Origin of the sequence: Pauljensenia sp. UMB0895 (genome assembly GCF_030218905.1) — a bacterium.
In the GTDB taxonomy this organism is placed as follows: Bacteria; Actinomycetota; Actinomycetes; order Actinomycetales; family Actinomycetaceae; genus Pauljensenia; species Pauljensenia turicensis_A.
In genome coordinates this window covers 12294-34696 of the sequence record NZ_JASOQR010000016.1, presented here as the reverse complement: position 1 = coordinate 34696, position 22403 = coordinate 12294, and the positions used below count along the sequence as shown (strand labels likewise).

At 56.7% G+C, this 22403-nt stretch carries 16 protein-coding genes and 1 other RNA gene; 7 read left to right on the top strand and 10 right to left on the bottom strand.

Annotated elements, in window-relative coordinates; genetic code table 11:
- Positions 1–64: 64 nt before the first annotated feature.
- On the bottom strand, positions 65–3211 hold the full coding sequence (locus QP503_RS08500) for an InlB B-repeat-containing protein (RefSeq protein WP_285101619.1): 3147 nt from the start codon (positions 3209–3211) through the stop codon (positions 65–67).
- A gap of 783 nt (positions 3212–3994) precedes the next feature.
- Between QP503_RS08500 and QP503_RS08495 the strand changes: the two genes are divergently transcribed.
- From QP503_RS08495 to QP503_RS08470, 6 genes are all read left to right on the top strand, one after another.
- The gene (locus QP503_RS08495; protein ID WP_285069493.1) at positions 3995–5245 is read left to right on the top strand and encodes a tyrosine-type recombinase/integrase; all 1251 of its coding nucleotides are present in this window, start codon (positions 3995–3997) and stop codon (positions 5243–5245) included.
- Positions 5242–6387 (top strand): hypothetical protein, encoded by a 1146-nt coding sequence (locus tag QP503_RS08490; RefSeq protein ID WP_285101617.1) that lies wholly within the window; start codon positions 5242–5244, stop codon positions 6385–6387. Before QP503_RS08495 ends, QP503_RS08490 begins: the two co-directional genes overlap by 4 nt.
- A 155-nt stretch (positions 6388–6542) precedes the next feature.
- Positions 6543–6770: a helix-turn-helix domain-containing protein gene (locus QP503_RS08485; protein WP_285101615.1), complete on the top strand. Its 228-nt coding sequence runs from the start codon at positions 6543–6545 to the stop codon at positions 6768–6770.
- A gap of 218 nt (positions 6771–6988) precedes the next feature.
- Positions 6989–7795 (top strand): bifunctional DNA primase/polymerase, encoded by an 807-nt coding sequence (locus tag QP503_RS08480; RefSeq protein WP_285101613.1) that lies wholly within the window; start codon positions 6989–6991, stop codon positions 7793–7795.
- Complete coding sequence (locus QP503_RS08475; RefSeq protein WP_285101611.1) at positions 7792–8649, top strand: hypothetical protein; 858 nt, start codon at positions 7792–7794, stop codon at positions 8647–8649. The genes QP503_RS08480 and QP503_RS08475 overlap by 4 nt, the downstream gene beginning before the upstream one ends.
- 142 nt (positions 8650–8791) lie before the next feature.
- Positions 8792–9094, top strand: a complete 303-nt coding sequence (locus tag QP503_RS08470; RefSeq protein ID WP_219585690.1) for a hypothetical protein — start codon at positions 8792–8794, stop codon at positions 9092–9094.
- Between the two features lie 265 nt (positions 9095–9359).
- Here the strand turns inward: QP503_RS08470 and QP503_RS08465 are convergent, their stop codons facing one another.
- The 8 genes from QP503_RS08465 to gdhA form a co-directional block, all read right to left on the bottom strand.
- Entirely contained in the window at positions 9360–9773 is a 414-nt protein-coding gene (locus QP503_RS08465) for a hypothetical protein (RefSeq protein WP_141089621.1), read from the bottom strand.
- Positions 9774–9894: 121 nt separating this feature from the next.
- Positions 9895–10271: a transfer-messenger RNA gene (ssrA, locus tag QP503_RS08460) on the bottom strand.
- A gap of 214 nt (positions 10272–10485) precedes the next feature.
- The gene (gene smpB / locus QP503_RS08455; RefSeq protein WP_006680933.1) at positions 10486–11016 is read right to left on the bottom strand and encodes an SsrA-binding protein SmpB; all 531 of its coding nucleotides are present in this window, start codon (positions 11014–11016) and stop codon (positions 10486–10488) included.
- Between the two features lie 187 nt (positions 11017–11203).
- Positions 11204–12472, bottom strand: a complete 1269-nt coding sequence (locus tag QP503_RS08450; RefSeq protein ID WP_103632382.1) for a peptidoglycan DD-metalloendopeptidase family protein — start codon at positions 12470–12472, stop codon at positions 11204–11206.
- Positions 12473–12474: 2 nt separating this feature from the next.
- Complete coding sequence (gene ftsX / locus QP503_RS08445) at positions 12475–13389, bottom strand: permease-like cell division protein FtsX (RefSeq protein ID WP_006680931.1); 915 nt, start codon at positions 13387–13389, stop codon at positions 12475–12477.
- Positions 13390–13391: 2 nt separating this feature from the next.
- Positions 13392–14081, bottom strand: coding sequence for a cell division ATP-binding protein FtsE (gene ftsE, locus QP503_RS08440; protein ID WP_006680930.1), 690 nt, complete (start codon positions 14079–14081; stop codon positions 13392–13394).
- Between the two features lie 274 nt (positions 14082–14355).
- On the bottom strand, positions 14356–15480 hold the full coding sequence (prfB, locus tag QP503_RS08435; RefSeq protein WP_103632381.1) for a peptide chain release factor 2: 1125 nt from the start codon (positions 15478–15480) through the stop codon (positions 14356–14358).
- A 125-nt stretch (positions 15481–15605) separates the two neighbouring features.
- Entirely contained in the window at positions 15606–16967 is a 1362-nt protein-coding gene (gene gdhA, locus QP503_RS08430; RefSeq protein ID WP_285101609.1) for an NADP-specific glutamate dehydrogenase, read from the bottom strand.
- Positions 16968–17187: 220 nt separating this feature from the next.
- Here gdhA and QP503_RS08425 point away from each other — a divergent pair, with 220 nt between their 5' ends.
- The gene (locus QP503_RS08425; RefSeq protein ID WP_285101624.1) at positions 17188–18822 is read left to right on the top strand and encodes a phosphotransferase; all 1635 of its coding nucleotides are present in this window, start codon (positions 17188–17190) and stop codon (positions 18820–18822) included.
- Positions 18823–18934: 112 nt separating this feature from the next.
- On the opposite strand, the gene QP503_RS08420 is transcribed toward QP503_RS08425, so the two are convergent.
- Complete coding sequence (locus QP503_RS08420; protein ID WP_006680926.1) at positions 18935–22402, bottom strand: ATP-dependent helicase; 3468 nt, start codon at positions 22400–22402, stop codon at positions 18935–18937.
- Between the last annotated feature and the right edge of the window lies 1 nt (position 22403).

Here is a 22403-nt window from a genome sequence, read left to right as displayed (position 1 = left end):
CTCGTTGATAATCTGCGCCGTCGTCGACTCATATAGGCAGTTTCGGCTACTTTATCTTCGTATTTTAGTGCTTTCTGGTTTTCTTACTACCAGCGATAAGTAATCCGCCAGCCACAAGAATCATCGCTGCAACGTGATACGGCATCCCAGCATATCCAGTTTTCGAGAGCTTCCCGGAATTAGGGGATTTAGACGCTTTAGTGGCGCCATCGCCATTGTTGTTGCTTCCACCATTCGGGTTGTCAACCGGGATCTTCTTCCAGACGGCTTTGATAACGGTATCCTTGTCAGCCTTGATCTTGGTTCCAGGCGCAACCTCTTGGCCATTTACTTCCCAAGCCTTAAATTCCTGGGTGTCATCCGGAGCAGTGAAACCGTTAGGCAACACCGTGTACTCACTACCCTTATCCACGGTCGCGCCATCCATGCTGCCCTTACCACCGTTAGCGTCATAAGAAACCTTCACCGGAATCTTCTTCCAGACAGCTTTGATAACGGTATCCTTGTCAGCCTTGATCGTGGCTCCAGGCGCAACCCTCTCACCATTAACTTCCCAAGTATCAAACTCTTGAGTGTCATCCGGGGCTTTGAAAGAGTTGGGCAACACCGTGTACTCACTACCCTTATCCACGGTTGCAGGTTTCATTTCGCCGTTACCACCATTAGCGTCGTAACTGACCTTCACCTGGATCTTCTTCCAGATAGCTTTCACTTCGGTGTCTTTAGTGACCGTAATCTCGGCGTTCGGCGCAACCTTCTGACCATTAACTTCCCAAGTATCAAACTCTTGAGTGTCATCCGGGGCAGTGAAAGCGTTATCAAGCAGGGTATATTTACTACCCTTATCCACGGTTTTACCAGTCATGGTTCCGCTACCACCATTAGCGTCATAACTGACCTTCACCGGGATCTTCTTCCAGACAGCTTTGATAACGGTATCCTTGTCAGCCTTGATCTTGGTTCCAGGCGCAACCCTCTCACCATTAACTTCCCAAGTATCAAACTCTTGAGTGTCATCCGGGGCTTTGAAAGCGTTAGGCAACACCGTGTACTCACTACCCTTATCCACGGTTTTACCAGTCATGGTTCCGCTACCGCCATTAGCGTCATAACTGACCTTCACCTGGCTCTTCTTCCAGACAGCTTTCACTACGGTGTCTTTAGTGACCGTAATCTCGGTAGCCGCAGCTACCTCTTTGCCGTCAATTTCCCAGTAATTGAACTCTTGGTTCTCAGGGGCTTTGAATTTATTATCCAAAATCTTGTACTTTGAGCCCTTGTTGAGCTTCTTGCCATCCATTTTGCCGGTGCCGTCATTACCGTTGTAGCTAACAGTGGCAGTTTCGAGCTTCTTGGTTGCCGGATCTGAATCGAGCTTATCGGTGTCACCCTCCAGACCGCCATTATCTTTTGCGGTTGCCCTGACAGTTCCACCAACTTCGATGCCTTCAACTTTCAGAGTAATCACACCGGTGTTCGCATCAACCGTGGCATTATTATCGGCTGTCCAAGTGGTCTTACCGGAAGTTTCGTCTACAGTTCGCGTTGCGGTGACGGTTTTCTCTGCTCCGGAAGCATCCTTATAGGTGACGGTGTAGGACAGCAAGTCAGTATCTTCACCCGGCTTTTCATAGACAGGCGGGGTAATGGTTACTTCACCCTTATCCGTATCTACCGCAATCGCAGGAGATTTAGGTGCGATATTTTTCAGCAGATCCTTGGCTGGGATTGTTCCTTTTGGTTCAGCTCCGTCTTTTACCTTGACTGAACCATCTTCATTTGTTTCTGGAACAAATTTATAATCATTGTTCGGATCCCAATCACCTGCTACATCATCAGCGCTAAATATCTTAACATTTCCGCTGTCATCAAATTGTATAGCTGCCGGAACTCCATCCCAGTCTCCAGTTCCATCGGGGAGTTTAGATACGCCATTTACCGTATTGGCATCTCGAATAGCTTTATCGATGGCTTCTTTATCCGCATCCGTTAATTTGCGAGGATCCCTCACGGCGACTTTTTTGGGGGTTGTTATTACCGGCTCAGACTTCGCGCAAGAACGGAATTTATGTGGCTCTTTGACAAGGATACCGAACTCTTTTCCGAGTTCTAAATCCTTAACCTTATCCTCGATTGGGAAAGTAACTGTTGTGCCGTTAACGGTTACTGCTTGAGACATCTCTTGCGAGTTAGATTTGTCAATTTTACAGCTTCCATTTTCGACAAAATTCTTGCCCTCCCCATCCGTAAAATTATTGATAAAATAAAATTTCGTACCTTCGGCAACCTCTTTATGAAGTGTAACGATAATCTGCCCGTCTGTTACCTGGACTTTTTGTATTGTCGGAGCAGCAGATGTTTCCGTTACCTCTTTGATTTTTAGGTCCGTAGCTTCAATTTTTCCGGAGGTTGATCCATCGGTATAGGTCACTTCATAGTACGCATGGTCCGTGTAATCGATAGAGAATTTAACACTCTTAAAGTCTTGCGCAATGTCCGGATTGGCACCCTTCAGCTTTTCAATAGCTTCTGCTTGCTCATCTTCATTTACAAGGTTGGCGTTCGGGTGTTCAATCCAGATTTCACCAGACGGCATCTTGAGCTCATCTTTATGCTGGTCGTTCAGGGCTTTCTTGACTTCCCGAACATCGCCTTCAGAGATTTCGCCACCGGCCTCTTGCTTTACAGTGACTTTATCGTCTACTACAAGTTCACTATCTAAAGTTACGGACCAATCTTGGCTTGCGGTTGCGTATGGAATAGTGACCGTTTTTTCTTCGGTTCCACCTGCTTGACGATTCACGGTCACGTGAATCGTCACGTCTAGCTTTTTTTTCTTCCGCTGATTGGCTCCGATCGTTAATTTTCCAGAAACAGTTTTATCTCCTGCAAATACATTATTAACACTCGGTTTCTTGACAGCGCCTACCGGTTGCCCAATGATCTCAGGCCCGATCTCCAGGCCATCGCCTGCCTGGGTATCAGTTTCAACTTCTGGAGTGCTTACTGGTGCCGGGCTGACGCTTTGTTCGTCAGTCTGGGAGCTCATCTGCAGATCCTCGGCTTGAGCCAAGGACGGGGTCGATAGCGTGAAACCCAAAGCGCAGGCCAAGGTTACGATCAGAAATTTTCTAAAAATGTAAGCTGGTTTAAGCAACGCTCTGCCAGCAAACGCTATAAATGAACCGGACACGCCCTTGAGGTTGCGCATGAGAACTTCCCGTCTAGTGTCGCTAGTTGGATCTATTCCCCCTCAAAGTACCACTGTTTCATCCACAAAACCAGCCCGTTGAGCTCAGGTAGGTGGTGACAGCTACAGGAATATAGCTAAACAGATAAAGCAAATTAGCTAGACGTTCATTAAATACATTTTAGCTATTGAAATTCTTATGCATACGTGATTTTTTTGGTAATCAAATCATCCATTAACGGCAATTTGGAATGAATGTCCACGAAAAAACGTAACAAACTTTTACTGCTTCATTTAGAAGCTCTGGCTTCGCACAGTTACTCCACGATCGCTCTAGGTTATAGATCTATCCTGTGAAACCGCAAAGTTTTAGCGACTCGCACGCTTTTGGCGGATGGACATATTTCTTGTAGCTTACTTCTCGGAGCCTTCCAGCCTCCCGGAAATCTGACAAACTGTGCCGAGCCAGCGATAAGTCAAATACCTAACCAGGAAGACTTCCGAAACCCATGAAGCTACCCCGACAGGGCGAAACGCCACGTTTTAGGGCATAAGAAACAGGACGTTCACTTCGTATTAAAATGAACGTCCTAGTGGTGGAGATGGGGGGACTCTCCAAATTGCACCATTTCGCCAATCTTCATTTGTGGCCTAGTTGCGCCAATTTATGGGTGTTTTTCGTTGGAATCATGCGTGATTCCTGAGGCTAAGCATACCCCACTGAGTGGCACCGAGTGTTATGATTTCTCATGGAGATGTAGCACGCTAGTAGCACGAAAGTTGAAATTGCAAGGAGTGGCGGCGATGGGACGTAAGCCGAAACGATGGACGGGCTTCGGTAGTCGAAAGCAGCTCACATCGGGACGTTGGCAAGCGTCATACGGCGATCCGTCTTGGACCGGTCAGGGACGACCGCCAAGGATCAACGCACCCCACACCTTCCGACTGCAATCCGAGGCCGAGGCATGGCTTATCAAGGTAGGCGCAGAGGTCACAGCCGGAACATGGAAGCACCCCGAGGAGATCCGCGCCGAGCAGGAAGAGGCGCAGCGAGTCGCAGAGTTCGAGAACATGACGTTCGAGCAGTGGGCCGAGGAATACCAACGCCACGGGCGTGAAATACTCGACTGGGCAGCAAAGACCATCACAGACCGCAAGGGACTCTTCAAGAACCACATCTTCCCCACGTTCAGGAATCGGCGGCTCATCGACATCACCGACGAAGACATCACCGATTGGTACCGTCGCCTTCCCGACGGACTGAAGGCGAAGTGCTACCAGACGATCAACGGCATGATGAACCTTGGCGTGAAGTCCAAGAAGTGCCCGCTCACTGCGAACCCCTGCAACGTGCCCAAGGGTGGGAAGCCGATCCCGGTAGAACCGCCGAAGTACCTGTTCACCAGGCCCGAAGTCCTCGCGATTGCAGATGCGATCTACGAACGCGGGCACGCCCTCGTCCTCCTCGAAGCCGATGCCGGTTTGAGGATCAACGAAGCCTTGGCACTGACGCGCCGCGACGTGGAATTGGACCGCGAAAGCGGCACGGGCGTCGTGCATGTCATGCACTCCCTGCACCGTGAGGGCAGCACCGTCGCCCCTGGGAACACGAAGACGCGCAGGACACGCCACGTAGAAATCATGTCAAGAACGGTGGGCGCGCTCGCGGAACACCTGGACAAGTTCACCGGACCAGACCCCGATTCCCCGGTATTTACGACATCGACGCGCCCGGATTCCTTCATGCGCGACAACGTGGCAACCAAATGGCTATCGGCAGGAATGAAGGCAGCCGGGGTGAAGATTCCCGAGGACAGGACGGGCGGGTGGCATGCATTCCGCCACTACTCGGCTACGCGCTTCGGCCAGGCGGGCGCGACGACGGCGGCACTGCTCGACCGTTACGGATGGACGAAGCCGGAAATGGCGATGCGGTACCAGCGTCAAGACGCCGACTATCAGCGCGAGATTACGGACATCATGGAAGCGCGCGAGACCGCGAGCGCGAACGGCACTGTTGCCGACCTCGACGAAGCACGGAGGAAGCGAGCATGAGCGCGGATCGCGTGCGGATCACCTGCGGGTTGGGTGCGTGGCATGACGGACACCGCGACCGCGTACTAGCGTTCGCCGTCCGGGAGCCGGATCCCCTGCGGGCGGACGCGGCCGGGTGGCGGATCCTTACCGGCGCGGAGTTGTCCGGTAGTCTGGCCGAGATGGAACGTCTCGCGGGCAGCGTAGTCGACTCCACCGACGACGAGTGCCCGAACTGTGCGGGCTACTCCGGTTATGAGCGGTTCCCAGTGAGGTTCCCGCATTCGGAGCGTTGTCGCGTGTTTCTCCCACTATGCAAGTGCGGTTGGCCCGCCCCGACGGTTCACGTCGCCGACATGGTCGATCTGCTCGAGGTGGCAGCATCGAAGGCCGTGCGCGGCGAAGATGGGTACTTGGACGTTGCCGACCTCTATCCGTTGGTAGCGAGCATTCGCGCCGAGGAGTATCCTCGTCATTTCCGCGATCCCGACTTCCGGTTTTGGCACATTCCAAGCCGTGAAGAGCAACGTCAGGCAGAGGTGAACAACGTGACCGCCGATCCCATTCGGCGCGATCACTACGACTTCTACGTGATGTGTGACGGGCGAGAGGGCACCCGCTCACGGATTTGGCATAGACGGCACGGGACGGCGGTAGCCATAAGGATGCTGTACGCACCGACGGCGCGGACAGCGCTCCTACGCGGAATCGACAGGCCCGACGGCGCTCCACTCGTTCCCATCGAAGAACAGCGCCACCTCATCCCCTACGACCCGAACATGTCCGTGATGGAACGGAATCGCCTCAATGCAGAGGAGGCGGACAGGCTCGTGGCCGAAGGCAAGATGACCTTGAGTGAAGCCACAGCGGTGCCACCCGCATATGATCGACCATTCGAGAAGCCCCTCATCAGTTCGCCCACGGATATGCCACTGATCCCGGGTGCAGGGTTAGATGACGCCCTTCAAGAGATTTGGAAAGACGTCACTCAATGGACGACGACGATTCGCCCGTGCCTATGCGGCCGCGACGACTTGCCCATGTGGCGCGGCGTGTATGAAAACTCGAGGCCCTTCCAAACGGCGATTGAGTCGGGGATCCACGTTCTCAGCGTGGAAGGGTTCCGGCAGCTCTTAAGGTCGACGGGCGACCTCATCGAGTAGTTGCCAACCCCACCTAGTCCCGTCTATGATGGGGACCGTCCGCCCCGTCCGAAACGTGGTTGCGGAGCCTCGCCCCTACTCGTGGGACATGGCAGCACCGAGGGAAAGCCGAAAGGCCGACCCCGATCCTGCTATGCCTTGAGAGGGGCATTCTCATGTCTGCACCGAAGACCGAAGCCGGTCCCGGCACTGCATTCCTCACCGTCGACGATTTCGCTCGCGCCCTGTGCGTCTCGCCCTCGACCGTCCGCAACGCAATCAACCGCGGCGACCTGCACGTGATCCGATTCGCCCGCGCCGTCCGGATCCCCGTCAGCGAGTTCGAGCGACTCGGCTACGGCATTCCCGCGTTCCTCACCGACAACAGCGGAGAGGCGGCGTGACGATGGACTCCAACAAGAAGGGCCGCCCCAACCCGAAGGCTGGGACGACCGTCGCCACTGACAAGCATACGGGGCATGGGCGTATTGTGCCCGCCCCCTACGCGCTGCGCGTCCGGCACTCAACTCAACGCCCTAGCCCTCGACCGTATCCGGATGCTCCAAGCCGTCGCCGACGACGTTGCCGAGGCGCTCGAAGAGCGGAAGGCGGGAGAGCACCGATGAACTCGCAGATGCTCGCCGCAGCCCTCGACTACGTGGCCCACGGCTGGCAGGTACTCCCCTGCAAGTGGACGGGAACAACCGCGAAGGCCCCACTCATCGCGGGCGGCTACCGTTCAGCAACGACCGACCCGGACACGATTCGCCGATGGTGGCAGCACTGGCCGCTCGCCCTCGTCGGACTCGTCCCCCCACGCGGCCTCGTCGCCCTCGACATCGATCCACGCAACGGCGGCACCCTGCAGGCCCTCGAAGACCTCAACGGCAGGCCTCTGCCCGAAACGGCGTATGTGCGTACGGGATCGGGAGGGCTACACCTGTACTACCGGACCGGACTCGACCGAATGACTGGCCACCTTCGAGGCCAAAACGGGACGGCACTCGCGGGCATCGACGTCAAGCACGGCGGAACCGGCTACCTCATCGCGCCCCCGTCCCTGCACCCCGAGACCGGGAAGGCCTACGAATGGCATGGAGGGGCCATAGCGGCACTTCCCCGGCCGCTAGAATCGGCGATCACACCGAGGAGTGGCCGAGTATCGTCCGCGAGCGCGAAAATGTCTCAGAAGGCCACGGCGCGGGAGAGGAACGGGGCGTTTGCCCTCATCGCCCGCTACGAGGCGAACACGCGGGAAGGAAACCGAAACTGCGCCTTGTTCTCCCTCGCGTGCAAGTTCTGGACCGAGAGGCAGGGCTGGGACGTATTCGAGGCACTGCGTGTCGCTGGGCTCGAGGTCGGCCTCGACGCCGGGGAAATCGATCGAACGATCGACAGCGCCCGCGAACACGTGGGGGTGGCCTCGTGAGCATCCAGTTTCGCAATGAGCTCTTCGAGCACGGCGACTTCATCAGGGGACTTGAGAAGCAACTCCTCGATGAAATCGCGTGGCGGTGCCCGGAACCCGAAAGTGCGCCGCGCACAGTCAACGGCAAGACCTTGGCCCCTCGTGAAGTGTTCCTTCATCAAGCGGAACTTGCCCAACGCTTCGGCGTCACACCCGATGCCATACGTAAGGCGGCCCGACGCCTCGAGGATCACAAGATCATGGTTCGCAAGTGGTTCACGTCGTCGAGCGGCACACGGTGGACCGCAAAGCCGGGACACGCGACCGTGTACGTGTTCCCGACGGTCGCCGAACTCGAGGCCGCGCGCCCCAGGTATGAGAGCGAACGTCAGAGGAAATCCCAAGGGCACAAGGCGAAGAAATGGCCAGACGACGGTCCGGGCATTGTCGGTGCGAGGCAGCAAGCCGCGAGCGCGAACCCCGACCCAAGCACGGGCCGATCGGAGAACCTTGAAATAGTCGAATGGCCAGACCGCCGTCCGGGCAGTGGCCAGACGAACGTCTGGGCAAATGGCCAGACCACGGTCCTGCCCACTAACACTATGGCTAACACTGCAGGACACTTGTCTATTCATTCCGGGGACCGCATATCGAATGACTCCGAAGCGACCGAGGACCCGCCTGAGAGCACGTCGCCGTCGTTGCCACCGAAGAAGTGGCGGCACCCGGATTACGGGAGTGTTCGCGTCGGTTCCGATGGTCTTCCGCGCCCGTATGGTCGCGTGGCGCGGCTTCGGTGGGAGAAGGACGGCGCGCCCGTGCTCGAGCCGCCGAGGCGCGAGGGGGCCTCACCTACTGGCAGAGGAGCGGCGTGAAGGAGGACGCCACCTAACCGAGATGCTCGACTGTTCCCCCAACACAAGAGCACCCCAACACAGTGGGGGCGGGGACCCCGTACCCGGGGCCGGACAGCCCTTTCCCGCCCTCTACCGACACCACCACATGCAGGAAGGACACATGATGACTGTCGTACACCGACCCCAGAGGAAACCCATCCGCCGAGCTCCGCTCCCCGACCCGTTCGCGACGCCGCCCGCCGGAGTGATCAACGGGGCCGCGTTCACCATCACCCGCCCCGGCGACCCGTCCGACGGCCTCGACCCCGGCGACGTGCCCAACCCGTTCGACGCACCCGCCGACACGACGGGGCCCGTCCTCAGCGTGCCAGAGACGACGATTCGCGACCTCGACGACGTGGCCCGCCTCGAGCACATCCTCAAGGCGTACAAGGCCGCCCGTACCGAGTGGGCAACCCGCTAACCGTTGGGTTGTTCGTCGTGTCAGCGGATCAAGGCGGCAGGTCGTTTCCGGCTTGTAGGGGGAAAGCAGGGAAGGGGAAATGAGCCGCCCGAAGATGCGGGACTCTACTCGTTTCCGGCTTTGAGAGCATGGAAGCAGGAAGGCTCGTAGACGCGCGTCAGAGACGACAGAAAGCATGTTGCCTGGCCCCCATCCTCCCGCGCAAGCTGCGAAAGTCCGTCTACGGTGCTCCTGCGCGCTGTTTTCGACCATCCTGTGGGCACGCCTAAGCCGGGGCGGGGGCGGCGTGACCCATCAGGCACGCGGAAGAACACCCCTGCGCCCACTCGTAGCGCACTCCCCTGCGCTCAGGCCACAAGTCCACCATGTACGGCAGGACGGGCGCAGTGGCCGCACAGTCCGCATAGCCGACGCCGAGCGCCGACTCGCGAAGCCGCTCAGAAAGTTCGCGGGCCTCGCCGGGAGTGAGCGTCAGGACGACCCGCATCCGCTCCGAAGACGGGACGGGCTCACGCCGCCCATTCTTGGAGATCCCCGATTGAAGGAGGGAGAGGCGAACTTCAACAGTCCCGCCCTCACGGTCGCTCACTCCGACGACCTCGAGGAAAGAGCGTCGGTCGGGGTCCTTGTAATGGTGACCGTGGCGAGAGAGCGTGAGCGGATCAAGTTCGAGAAGCATGGGGGTGCCCTTCCTGGAAGGGGCGCAACCATGCAGTTTGAAGAGCTGATTCCTTGCCGATGTAGCACGTAGGTAGCACACACCCCCCTCAATGGGGGTTTTTCGTTGGAATCATGCGGATTGGTGGAGATGGGGGGAATCGAACCCCCGTCCGACGGCCGGCCCCGAGGTCTTCTCCGGGCGCATCCTGCTATTGATTTCTTAGCTTGTGACGTCATGCAGGCCTGCTGTCAGCGAAGCTCAGTCGATGAAGTGTCGGAGCGCGCCCACCGACATGGCGCGCACCCAGTGGCCCCCTGAATGACGCCAGACACCAGGCTGAGGGCACCACCTGGGCTGACGGACTAAAGGTTCACGCGGCGATATCAGGCGGCGAGAACGTAGTCGGTGCGGTTCTGTTCGGCACCTATTGGTTTGCACGCAGCGTTAACGAGTTGAGCGCACATTCTCGGCCCGCTTCCCCTCGATCGACGACCGCCGTCGAAACCGATCATCCCCTATTGAGTTCTTCACTCACCGGCAAACAGACTGCCGGGTTGGCTCTTCAACGAAATCCTCAGACTCATCGCAGAACCGTTTCCAACCGTTCGGCCAGACATCCAAGAATAACCCCGCTTACGCGAAGTTTCAACAGCTAGCGCAATGCCAGCAAACGCAAGGTTTCAGCAGAAAACGCACCACGCACGAAGCTGGCACCCGCTACCTGTATACGCTACTTGTAGTTCGGTCGCTTCGTGTAGGCGCGCATCGCGCGTTCAGCTTCACGCTTATCCTGCGCCTCGCGCAACGACTGGCGCTTGTCCCATTCCTGCTTGCCTTTGGCCAGCGCGATCTCAACTTTGGCGCGACCGCCGATGAAGTAGAGCTCCAGTGGGACGACCGTGTAGCCCTTGGCCTGCACCTTCTGGCCGATCCGCTCAATTTCTGAGGCGTGCAGTAGCAGCTTTCGCTTCCGCGTTGGCGCGTGATTGTTCCAGGAGCCCTGCGCGTACATCGGAATATTCGCGCCGTACAGCCATGCTTCGCCGTCTTTGACCTCAACCCACGAGTCGATCAGCGACGCGCGCCCCATCCGCAGAGCTTTCACTTCGGTACCCGACAGGACAAGACCGGCTTCCCACGTATCTTCGATCAGATAGTCGTGGCGCGCCTTCTTGTTCCGCGCGATCGTCTTCTTCGCGTCCGATGCAGCTTTGCGCTTCTCGCCTTCGGTCAGCTTCGGCTTCTTCCAGTCTTTCGGCATCGTGCACCTCCTTTCTTTGATTGACGAGGCCGCGCCCCGCCACTCAAGGCGTTAATTCTAACGCCTCCGCGGGCAGGGGTCTTGCTCACGCCTCGTAAAATGCCAGTATCAATGGAAGGCGGGGACAAGCTGAGCTTGTCCCCGCCTTCTGACTCAGCCAATCATCAGATCAGCGAGTCGCATTGGCTTACAAGTACCCCATCGGGTCAACGTTCACGCCGTTCTGCAGAACACCGAAGTGCAGGTGGCAACCGGTGGCATAGCCGGTCATGCCGACCTCGCCAAGCACTGTTCCGGCACTAACCGACTGTCCGGGCGAAACATAGATGCGTTGCATGTGCAGGTATTCGGTGATCACGGAGTTACCGCCGAGCATTCCGTGGTTCACGTCCACGTAGTTGCCGGCAGAGATACTGCTTGAAACATCCAGAACAACGCCGGATGTCATCGCGTAGACGGGCTCACCGCACTGCGCAGCGAGGTCAACGCCCGAGTGGTACTTCTGATAGCCGAGCACAGGGTGCATACGCCAGCCGAAGGGCGACGTAATAATCATCGAGCTGTCTTGAACCGGGTTATGGAAACCGCTCGCATTCGCCGACGAGTAGATCCTGTTCGCAGCCCTGTTAGCCGCATCGATCTCTTGAATCTTCGCGGTCTGAGCATCATAGTCAGCCTGTGCCTGAGCCAGCTGTTGGTTCACTTCGGACTTCTTGGAGTCCCACTCCGCTTGCTTCACTTGAGCGTCAGCTTTAGCTTTTTCTAGGGCATCAACGCCCGCTTGGGCTTCAGCTTCTGCCGCCGCAGCGTCATCAAGGGCCTTCTGAGCTTGAGCTTCAAGTGCTGCCACGCGGTCAGAGATTGCTTGCTGGCGACTTGCTTGGCTACGTTGGGTCGCTTTCATTTCCATCGCAGCGTTGAGCGCTTGGGCTTGAGAACGGGCCATGGCGTCAGCTGCTGATGCTCGATCGTCAATTGACTCGGTTCCACTCTTCGTCAGGGCAAGCAGGACTGCAGAACTAGTGCCGTCCTGGTACATGGAGCGAGCCAAGTGACCGATCGCCTTGTTGGCTTCCTCTTGGCGTGACGAGGAAGCGTGGACCTCTTCATCAATCTCAGCTTTCTTCGCTTGAGCGACCTGAAGTTGTCCCATTGCGACTTCGTGTTCACGATTCGCAGCATCGCGCTTCGCCTGAGTGGCCTCCAGCGCTTTCTGAGCAGCAGGAATCTGCGCGTTTGCTGCTTCAAGGTCGTAGAAGAGCTGCGAGAGTGTCGCATCAATACCCTCAATCTCAGTCTTGAGATTAGAAACTTGCTGAGCCGCGGCATCCTGTTTGCTCACAGCATCATCTCGCTCGTCAGCATTCGCGGGAATGAAGCTGTACATGCACAGCGCACCAATCGATGCGCTCCATGCAACTGCAACAGGAACGTGAAGACGAATCGACTTCTTCATGATCAGACCTTCGTGTATTTAGCCAAGGAAACTGCGGACGCGATCAGTGCCAACGCAACCGCTGCGAGGATAAGGATCGGCGTCATAATCCACACTTGGGTGGCGCCGATAAAGCTGGTCCAGCTGAATGACGGAGCCAACCAGCCTTGGACAAGGAAGTGAACGCCGGCGAACAGTGTTCCCACTGCCAGGATTGCGCCGGCGATTGCGGCAAGCGCACCTTCGATCATGAAGGGTGCTTGGATGAACAGGTTCGAGGCACCGACGTAACGCATAATTTGTGTTTCCGTCTCGCGACTCATTGCCGACAGGCGGATCGTGGTCGAAATCAGCAGGATGGCCGCGATAATCATGACACCACCCAGGCCGAGGGCCATCAGGCGTGCAGCGTCAATGACGTTGAACAGTGGCTCGATAATTTCGCGCTGGTCTTTCACCTGGGAAACACCGGCAGCACCGGAGAATTCTTCCTTGATGATTGAGTACTGCTCGGGGTCAACGAGCTTCACGCGGAAGGAAACGGGCATCATGTCTACCGTTGTCCATTCGCTGATCGTGGAATCACCGTAGAGCTTCAAGTAGTTTTCGTACGCTTCTTCCTTGGATTCTTCGTATACGTTCTTCACGTACTGCGACATTTCCGCGGAATTGAGCTTGTCACGAACGGCGCTGATCTGAGCCTCGGTCGCTTCCGTTGCGTTACAGGACGGCGTTGCATCGTCGGTGGCGCACATGTAGATCGAGACCTCAATCTTGTCGTACCACTGCGATTTCATCTGCATGACCTGCATCTGCGATAGGCCAGCAACACCGACGAATAGGAGGGAAACGTAGGTGACGATGATGACGGCGACGGACATTGCACGGTTGCGCGCCAGTCCCTTGCCGACTTCAGAGAGAATAAAACGAAGCTTCATGGTTAGTTCACCGCCCCGTAGACGCCACGCGACTGGTCTCGGATGACGTGACCGCCTTGTAGCTCGATGACGCGCTTGCGCATCTGGTTCACGATGTCGGCGTCGTGGGTTGCCATGACAACCGTGGTCCCCTGGCGGTTAATACGATCCAGAAGACGCATGATGCCAAGCGAGGTATCGGGGTCGAGGTTACCGGTGGGCTCATCCGCCAGTAGCAGTTCGGGACGGTTCACCATTGCGCGTGCGATTGCGACGCGCTGTTCTTCACCACCGGAGAGTTCGTGGGGCAGGCGGTTTTCCTTACCTGCCAGATCGACCAACGCCAGTGCTTCTGGGACGGCGGTCTTAATAGCGTGCTTCGGCTTACCAATCACCTGCATTGCGAGCGCGACGTTTTCGTACACGGTCTTTGATGGGAGCAAGCGGAAATCCTGGAAGACGGTTCCGACTTGACGGCGAAGTCCTGGCACCGCCCAGTTACGGAGCTTGGAGACCTCTTTGCCGAGGACCCACACGTGACCGGAGGTTGCTTTAATTTCGCGCATCACAAGCTGAAGGAAGGTGGATTTGCCCGAGCCGGACTTACCGACAAGGAATACGAATTCTCCCCGTTCAACTTCCAAAGACACATGGTCGAGCGCAGGCTTCGCACCTGCGGTGTACACCATGGTTACGTCATCAAATCGAATCATTAGGCCGTCCAATTGAAGGTTATGGTCTCAATCAGACTAGGCAAGGTTTTCTAACGCGGGCTGAAGCGACACGCGCCGGATTCAGTTCCGTCCCCGCCACCTGTTAAATCCGTCCCCGCCACCTGTTAAAAAGGTGACGAGGGCGATACTTTCAGCGTTTTCTAGCCAACTGCTTCGCCGTGGCGCGAGCTTACGCTTCAGTGCAGTATGTCGACCGTGATCGACGAGGCCGACCAGCGTTCGCTTCTTTTCCCTGACTCGGGATCGGATCAGGTCAGGCCTCTGCCTGTTCGTTCGCTTGGTTCTTGCGCCAGCGGATGCCTGCGTTAATGAAGCCGTCAATGTCACCATCGAAAACGTTCTGCGGGCTACCGGATTCGAACTGGGTACGAAGGTCTTTCACCATCGTGTAGGGCTGGAGAACGTAGGAACGCATCTGGTCACCCCACGATGCCTTCACATCACCGGCGAGTTCCTTCTTCTTCGCCTGTTCTTCTTCATGGCGAAGGACAAGAAGTCGGGATTGGAGGACTCGAAGAGCGGCCGCTCGGTTCTGAATCTGCGACTTTTCGTCCTGCATCGACACGACAATGCCGGTTGGAATGTGCGTCATACGAACAGCGGAGTCGGTCGTGTTCACGGACTGACCACCGGGACCGGACGAGCGGAAGACGTCGATCTTCAGTTCGTTTTCCGGAATTTCGATATGGTCGGTGGATTCGATCAGCGGGATAACTTCGACTGCCGCGAAGGAGGTCTGGCGACGTCCCTGATTGTCGAAGGGGCTGATTCGGACCAGACGGTGAGTGCCTGCTTCAACCGAGAGGGTGCCGTAGGCGTAGGGAGCCTGGACTTCGAAGGTTGCCGACTTCAAGCCAGCTTCTTCGGCGTAAGACGTATCCATCACCTTGGTCGGGTAGCCGTGGCGTTCTGCCCAACGCAGGTACATACGAAGCAGAATCTCTGCGAAGTCAGCGGCGTCAACACCACCTGCGCCGGAGCGGATCGTGATGACAGCATTGCGCTCGTCGTACTCACCATCAAGCAGGGTACGAATTTCAAGGTCGGAGATATCGGCCTTCAACGTGGCAAGATCTCCGTCGGCTTCTTCCAGGATCTCTGCGGATTCTTCAGGATCTTCACCTGCCATTTCAACCATGGCTTCAAGATCATCGATGCGATCCACCATCTTGGTCACGCGATCGAGTTCGCTTTGACGATGGCTGAGGGCCGAGGTCACTTCCTGGGCGTGTGACGGGTCATCCCACAAATCGGGGGCCGTTGCCTGCTTCTCGAGGTCTTCAATTTGGCTACGGAGCTTATCGGGTTGGACGACCGCGAGGACGTTCTCCATAGTCGTACGCAGGTTCTGGATCTCTTCTGAAAATTCTGTAGCCACGCCACTACACTAGTCGATTCAGAGCATCTGGTAGATACATCACTGCCCAGTAGCGGTATGAGGTTCAACCTACACACCGCCACCGGGCAGGGTTTGAAGCGTTCAGATGCTCACAATACGGCTGATCAGATCAGACCAAAATCAACCATCGAGTCAGCAACCTTCAGGAAGCCTGCAAGGTTTGCGCCAGCAACATAGTCTCCGGCCACACCGTATTCTTCGGCAGTTGCAACCGAGTTTGCGTGGATGTTCACCATGATCTGGTGAAGCTTCGCGTCGGTTTCCTCGAACGTCCACTGCGTACGACCCGAGTTCTGTTGCATTTCCAGAGCGGAGGTGGCAACACCACCCGCGTTCGACGCCTTGCCGGGAGCGTAGGCAACACCCGCGGACTGCAGGGCTTCAATCGCTTCCGGGGTGGTCGGCATGTTTGCGCCCTCAGCGACCAGCTGGACGCCGTTCTTAATCAGGGTGTTCGCGGCCTCAACGGGGAGTTCGTTCTGAGTTGCACACGGCAGAGCGACGTCACACGGCAGATCCCAGATGGAGCCGCCCGAAACAAATCGCGCCGACGAACGCTCGCTGGCGTAGTCGGAAACGCGGCCTCGTTGAATTTCCTTGATGTCCTTCAAAAGTGCAACGTCGATGCCAGCCTCATCCACCACGTAGCCGGAGGAGTCCGAGACGGCGATGACAGTCGCGCCCAGCTGCTGAGCCTTTTCAGTCGCGTAGATGGCAACGTTCCCGGAGCCGGAAACGACGACCTTCTTGCCGTCGAACGAGGTGCCCTTCGACTTCAGCATTTCCTCGGCAAAGTAGACCAAGCCGTAGCCGGTTGCTTCGGTACGCGCGAAGGAACCGCCCCAGTTCAGACCCTTGCCCGTCAGGACACCCGCATCGTAACGGTTGGTGATGCGCTTGTACTGGCCGAAGAGGTAGCCGATCTCGCGACCACCAACACCGATGTCACCTGCGGGAACGTCGGTGTCGGGACCGATGTGGCGGTAGAGCTCAGTCATGAAGGACTGGCAGAAACGCATGACCTCAGCATCGGACTTGCCCTTCGGGTCGAAGTCGGAGCCACCTTTGCCACCACCAATCGGCAGGCCGGTCAGGGAGTTCTTGAAGATCTGTTCGAAGCCAAGGAACTTAATGATCGACAGGTTGACGGACGGGTGGAAGCGCAGACCGCCCTTGTACGGGCCGATCGCGGAATTGAACTCAACGCGGTAGCCACGGTTCACCTGGATCTTGCCGTTGTCGTCCATCCAAGGGACACGGAACATGATCTGGCGTTCCGGTTCGACAACGCGCTTGAAGATCTCAAGGTCAGCGTATTCAGGCTTGCGTTCGGCAAGCGGAGCAATCGTCAGCAGGACCTCGTAGACGGCCTGGTGGAATTCGGGCTGCCCCGGGTCGCGGGCAACAACGGCCTCGTAAACAGGTCGAAGAGTGTCGGACAAACGATTCATGTCAAGTGTGCTCATGCCCTAATTATGGGCATGTATTACACATACTTGACCATCCCTTTCCACATATTGACCCTTTCAAGAAAGATCACATACTTTGAACCTCTTCCCGAACCGGCCACTCACTACGGCATTCAGCCAAATCATCGGCGAGGCCGGCCTCGTCGACCACAAAAACCTGACGAAGCGCAAGCCGCACCATCGCTTCAGGCACACACCCATGTACCGTTAAACTGTGATGCGCCCGAAAACTCCGCTTGAACTTGCTGCCCTAGCGACCGCCGCTGTCCCCGGACTTTCCGTTGCGGGTCTGCGCGAACCACAATTTGCCGACGAGGTTCTTTCCGTCACCGGCATCATCGATTCAGCCGGCAATAAATGGACCGTCACCTGCCCGCACTCCAGCGTCGGCGGACTCGATTTGGACGCTCAGTCAGGCGTCCTCACCCGGCTGGCGAAAGCAAAAGACGCGAAGAAAATCCCCTTCGAGGTCCCGCGAATCCACGGCACAACCCTGACCCCTGAAGGTGATCGTGTCATCGTCCACCAAGACCTTGGCGGGCACCCGATGAGCGACGACGACTTCGACAATCCGAACCTTCTTCCCGCTTCGCTCGGTAAAGCCCTTGCAGCACTTCACAACCTTCCTCCGGTCATTTACACCGGCATTAACCTGCCCGCATACTCCGTCTCTGAATGTCGCGAACGCCATCTGGCGATGCTTGACGAGGTGGCGTCTCAGGTCCTGATTCCCGCGAACCTCTGGAACCGTTGGGAAGCAGCCCTTGAGGATCTGTCATTGTGGCGCTTCCCCGCAGCCCCGATCCACGGCGATATTCAAGGCAATTCCGTCATCGTCGACGCTGGCATTGTTCGCGCGATGACTGGCTTCACTTCTGCGCACGTCGGCGATCCCGCTCAGGACATCGCGTGGGTTCTTGCGTCTGCATCGGATGCTTTCTTGGAGCGTTTCCGCGCCGCATATTCTCAGGAACGAACGGTTGCTGATCTGCAGTTATTTACTCGTGCGCAACTGTTGTCTGAGCTTGCTATTGTGCGCTGGCTGGTTCACGGCTTGCACGCGGAAGACCGAAGCATCATTTCTGACGCGCGCCACATGCTCAGTGAGCTTTCAACAGATCTGGGGGACGCGCAAATCGTTGAACGCCCGCATGCGCATGCTGCTCAGACGCAGGATTCTCAGGCTTCTGATTCTGGCACTACCGCACCTTCCGCCCCATCGTCGTCTGCATCTTCTGCTTCCGCATACGCACCTTCCGCCCCATCGCCTGCATCTTCTGCTTCCGTGCCGTCGCCTTCCGTCTCCTCTGCCTCCGATTCTGCTTCTTCTTCGCGCCGGGCACCAGCTTTCTCCACGTCCTCCTTTGCTGGCGCAGAGCTTGCGAACCAGAAGACTGAGGTCATTGATTTCAACGTCGTAGCAGGCCGCCTCGGCGCCGCCAATCTTTCAGATTCTGACGATTACTCGGATTCGGACGACTACGCAGCCCCGGATCGTTGTGCCGACGATGACTCTTACTCCGAAGTCGATGCTGATTGTGATCAGGACGCGCCCGAAGAAAAGGCGAGTCTTGCAACACGATTTGGTTTGCCAGCATCACTTTTCACCAGGTTTGGGCGTCATGGGCGTCACGGGCACGACGTTGAAACGTTGCTTGCGGACTACGACGATGCCAATAAGCGCGTAGATGATGACCGCGCAGATAATGACGATCCGCAACAGTCCGGTTCTCAGTCAGAATCCGATTCGGCTTCCACGTCTTCGGTTCCCTCGCCTTCGTCCGTCTTACGCGCTTCTACCGATGTGAACGAGGCTCCGACTGAGCGCCTGCACTTCTTGGATCAGGAGTAATGGCCAGAGACTGAAGCAAGTTCCGGCGAAGCATATTTGGCGCATTTGTTCGTGCCCACGCGGTGTCCGTGTGGGCACGAACTGTCGTGTGGGCCCGAACTGTATTTTGCGCCTAGGCCCGCTTCAAGGTCCTTTTCACTTCGTCTTCTAGGCTTTCTTCAAGGCCTGCACCACCTAGTTTCACCAGATCATCAAGGGAAACAGTTGTGTTAGCGTCCACGAAGGCAAGCATCGGAGTGATTGATTCTTCCGCGAGCCCGGTGAGTTGCGACCAGGCCAGCCGGTAGAGGCGGAGCTGAGTCGCGTAGTAACGCAGTGTTTCCTTCTTCGTGTTCCTGTGTGGAGCCCGCCCTGTCTTCCAGTCGACGATGATTGTTTTACCGTGTTTGTCTTCGAAGACAGCGTCGATCCTGCCATTGACTGAAATATCAGCGACCTTGACGCTGAATGCTTCTTCGATGGCGATCGGTGTGCCCGTTTTGACGATGGGAAGCTCGACGAAGTTGTCCTGCATGTGTCGCAATCGGGCGCGTTCGTGATCATCAAGGGTCTCGATCCCAGCAACGGGCTCATCGCGTTCTTCTGGGCTGGCAAGATGCAGTTGTCGTTCAACCCACGCGTGGAAAATCGTTCCAAGCGTTGCGCTGTCGCTGGGTTGAGCGGGCATGGGTCTGCGCATATCCAGAGCAAACGCGTCGATGTCTTCGAGCATCTTTGAAACCGAGGTTGCCGGAATATGATCCTGGCGGATCACCATGGTTTCTTTGCTTGATGCAAGTCGATGTTCCTCAATGAGCGCTGTCACGTCTTTAACGCGCTGAGATTCACCCAAGGCGTCGAGCAGTTCGAAGACGTCGGCGTCCGTTTTCAGCTCTGCTTGAGCTTGTCGCACGCGCTGGGCTCCTTTGGCAACCGCTTGACGTGATGGACCAATTTCGAAGGGGAAGTAGATGGTGTCTTCCTCACTGTCTTGCGCAAACGACTCCGATGTTGGAGCTTCGGGAATGACGTCGTTTAAGCCGTCGATTCGTTTTTGAAGTTCCTGCAACTCGTTGCCGTCTTTGACATCCACGTTTCCGTTTGCCCACACGACTTGCCCTGTCGCCAAGGTCTGTTCGAAGTCTTCGATCATCGCATGCCGTGATGCCATGAGGTAGCGGGAAGGGTTTCGTAGGGTTTTGCTCTCATCCAGCCACGAGCCGATGAGGAGTTGCGTGTGGCGTGCTCGTGTCATTGCCACGTATGCCAGACGACGTTCTTCCCTTTCTACGTGTGCACCAAGTTCCGGCCCATACACGGTCTTTAACCACTTTGAGAATCCTGCGGATGGGGTGCGTCCGTTAGAAACATCAATGGTGAAAGGTGGGAGGTCGCCATAGTCACCTCGCAACGGATGCGGGAGTTCTTCAGGAGCCATGACCCAGCCGGTTTGGGCTGGAGGCTCGTCCCGCCAATACACGCTCTTGCTACGGTGCGAGGGGAAAATTGTATCGGACATTCCAAAGACAATGACGCTATCCCATTCCAGGCCTTTGGATCCGTGCACTGTCAGGATCTGCACTGCGGACGGGTCCGGTTGAACGTCAACGCCTTTGAGCCCTGCCGGATCGCTTTCTGCAACGTTCAGCCATTCGACAAGACCAGCAAGAGTGGGGTTATCAACGCTTGATTCGTATTCTGCAATCTGGTCGATAAAGGCATCGAGCGATTCCCTAGCACCTGAACCCAGCGGGTCGGCGATCGCATCATCGAGGATCCCCATGATCTGGCTTGCTCGTTCTGCGAGTTCAACCAGCCCATGCCCACGCAACGAGCGTAGTTTTCGCAGGCGCTCTCCGAGGCGAAGAACGCGACGATATCCACCTTCAGAGAACGATGGACCATCAAGCGCCTCCGTCTGCGCATCCGATTCTTGAGGAGCATCGTTGGCACTCTCTGCAACGGAATCGGATTGTGACGATCCCGCTTGACGATTCGTAGACGTCCATCCCACTTCCGGAGGAGAATCAACGGCTGACAGAAGCACGCCCTCATACGGAGTTCCTCTGCTCTTACGGTTCAGACGGCTTGCCCACTGCCCCAGCAAACGCAGGTCGGACGCTCCGATATCTTCACGAACAAGGAGTCTCAACAGGGCAGGAGATGCATCTACTGAGTTCGTAATCTCGAGGGCTGCACGCAGGTCAGCAACAACCGGTTGTTCCAGCAGTCCGCCGAGCCCGAGAACTTGGGTGGGAATGCCATGCTCGCGAAGTGCGCGGTCAATGGGAAGAAAGTGGCTCTTCTTGCGACAGAGAATGCCGATCTTCCACTCACTCCGATGGGTATTGCGAAGGCGTTGCACGTAGTCAACAACGTGCGCGATCTGAGCATCGCGATCAGCTTCATAGGCAATTTCAACATCGCCTTCAGTTGCCAATGTAGATTCGACGAGGACCGGAGACGTTGCAGCATGCGAATGTGAGCGAAGCGGTTTTGCCACTTCGTTGGCGCATACAAGGATCTGACGATCGTTACGCCACGCGGTTGATAGCGTCAGAGTCTGTTCCGGCTTGGGTTCTTCAGAACAGAAACGTTCCATGAATGATTCTAGCGAGGATGCCGAAGCACCTCTCCAGCCGTAGATTGCTTGGTTCGGGTCGCCGACGGCAGTCACCGCCTGGTCTTTGAAGAGCGTTGACAGGAGTTCCATCTGGATGACAGAGGTGTCCTGGAATTCATCGAGCAGAACAAGCCCATATTCTTTACGAATCTGTTGAACAACATCGGGCACGGTATTCACGATTCGAGTGGCCAGGATCAGCTGGTCCGAAAAATCCATGACTCCGAGTTCACGCTTACGGCGTTGGAACTGGGCAATGGGATCAAGGAGGGCGATACGAAGCTGGTTACGCGCCTGCACCTTACGTGCGTCTTCGTTAGAATCGCCGACCTCGGTGAGTTCCGCTCCGAATTGTCCCAACTGTTCGCGAGCTTGTTCGATGCTGAGTCCATGCTCCCCCAACTGTCCGTTGAGGCTCAACGCCGTCGTGACCGCAGACGAAATCGTGATGTTCTCATCGAGGCGTTTCGGCCAATTCGTCATGATGTCTGTCATCAGCTGAACCGAACCAGCTTGGCTGAGCATTGTGACGTCAGGATTCAAGCCGATCCGTAAACCGTGTTCGCTGACAATCTGCCCCGCGAAGGCGTTGTAGGTCATTGATGTCGGTTCTTCATGCGGGTCGATCATCTTTGTTTTCGCAGAAGAATCATCATCGTTGCTGATCTTTTCCTTTTCGGAAGCTCCGATGCCAATGCTGAGTTTCTTCAATCGTGAACGTAGACGATCTTTCAGTTCACCTGCGGCTTTCTTTGTGAAAGTCAGGCCCAGAACACGCGACGCTGTGATGTCCGGTTCGTTGGCAACCGCCCAGAGAACGCGCATTGCCATCGTTTCCGTTTTGCCCGAACCCGCGCCAGCAACGACCAGCAGCGGGTGTAGAGGTGATTCGATGACTTTAATTTGCTCTGGGGTCGGATGGATTTTGGGGTTAATCAGTCGCTGGATCTCTTCAGCGCTATAGACATGCTGTGTCATT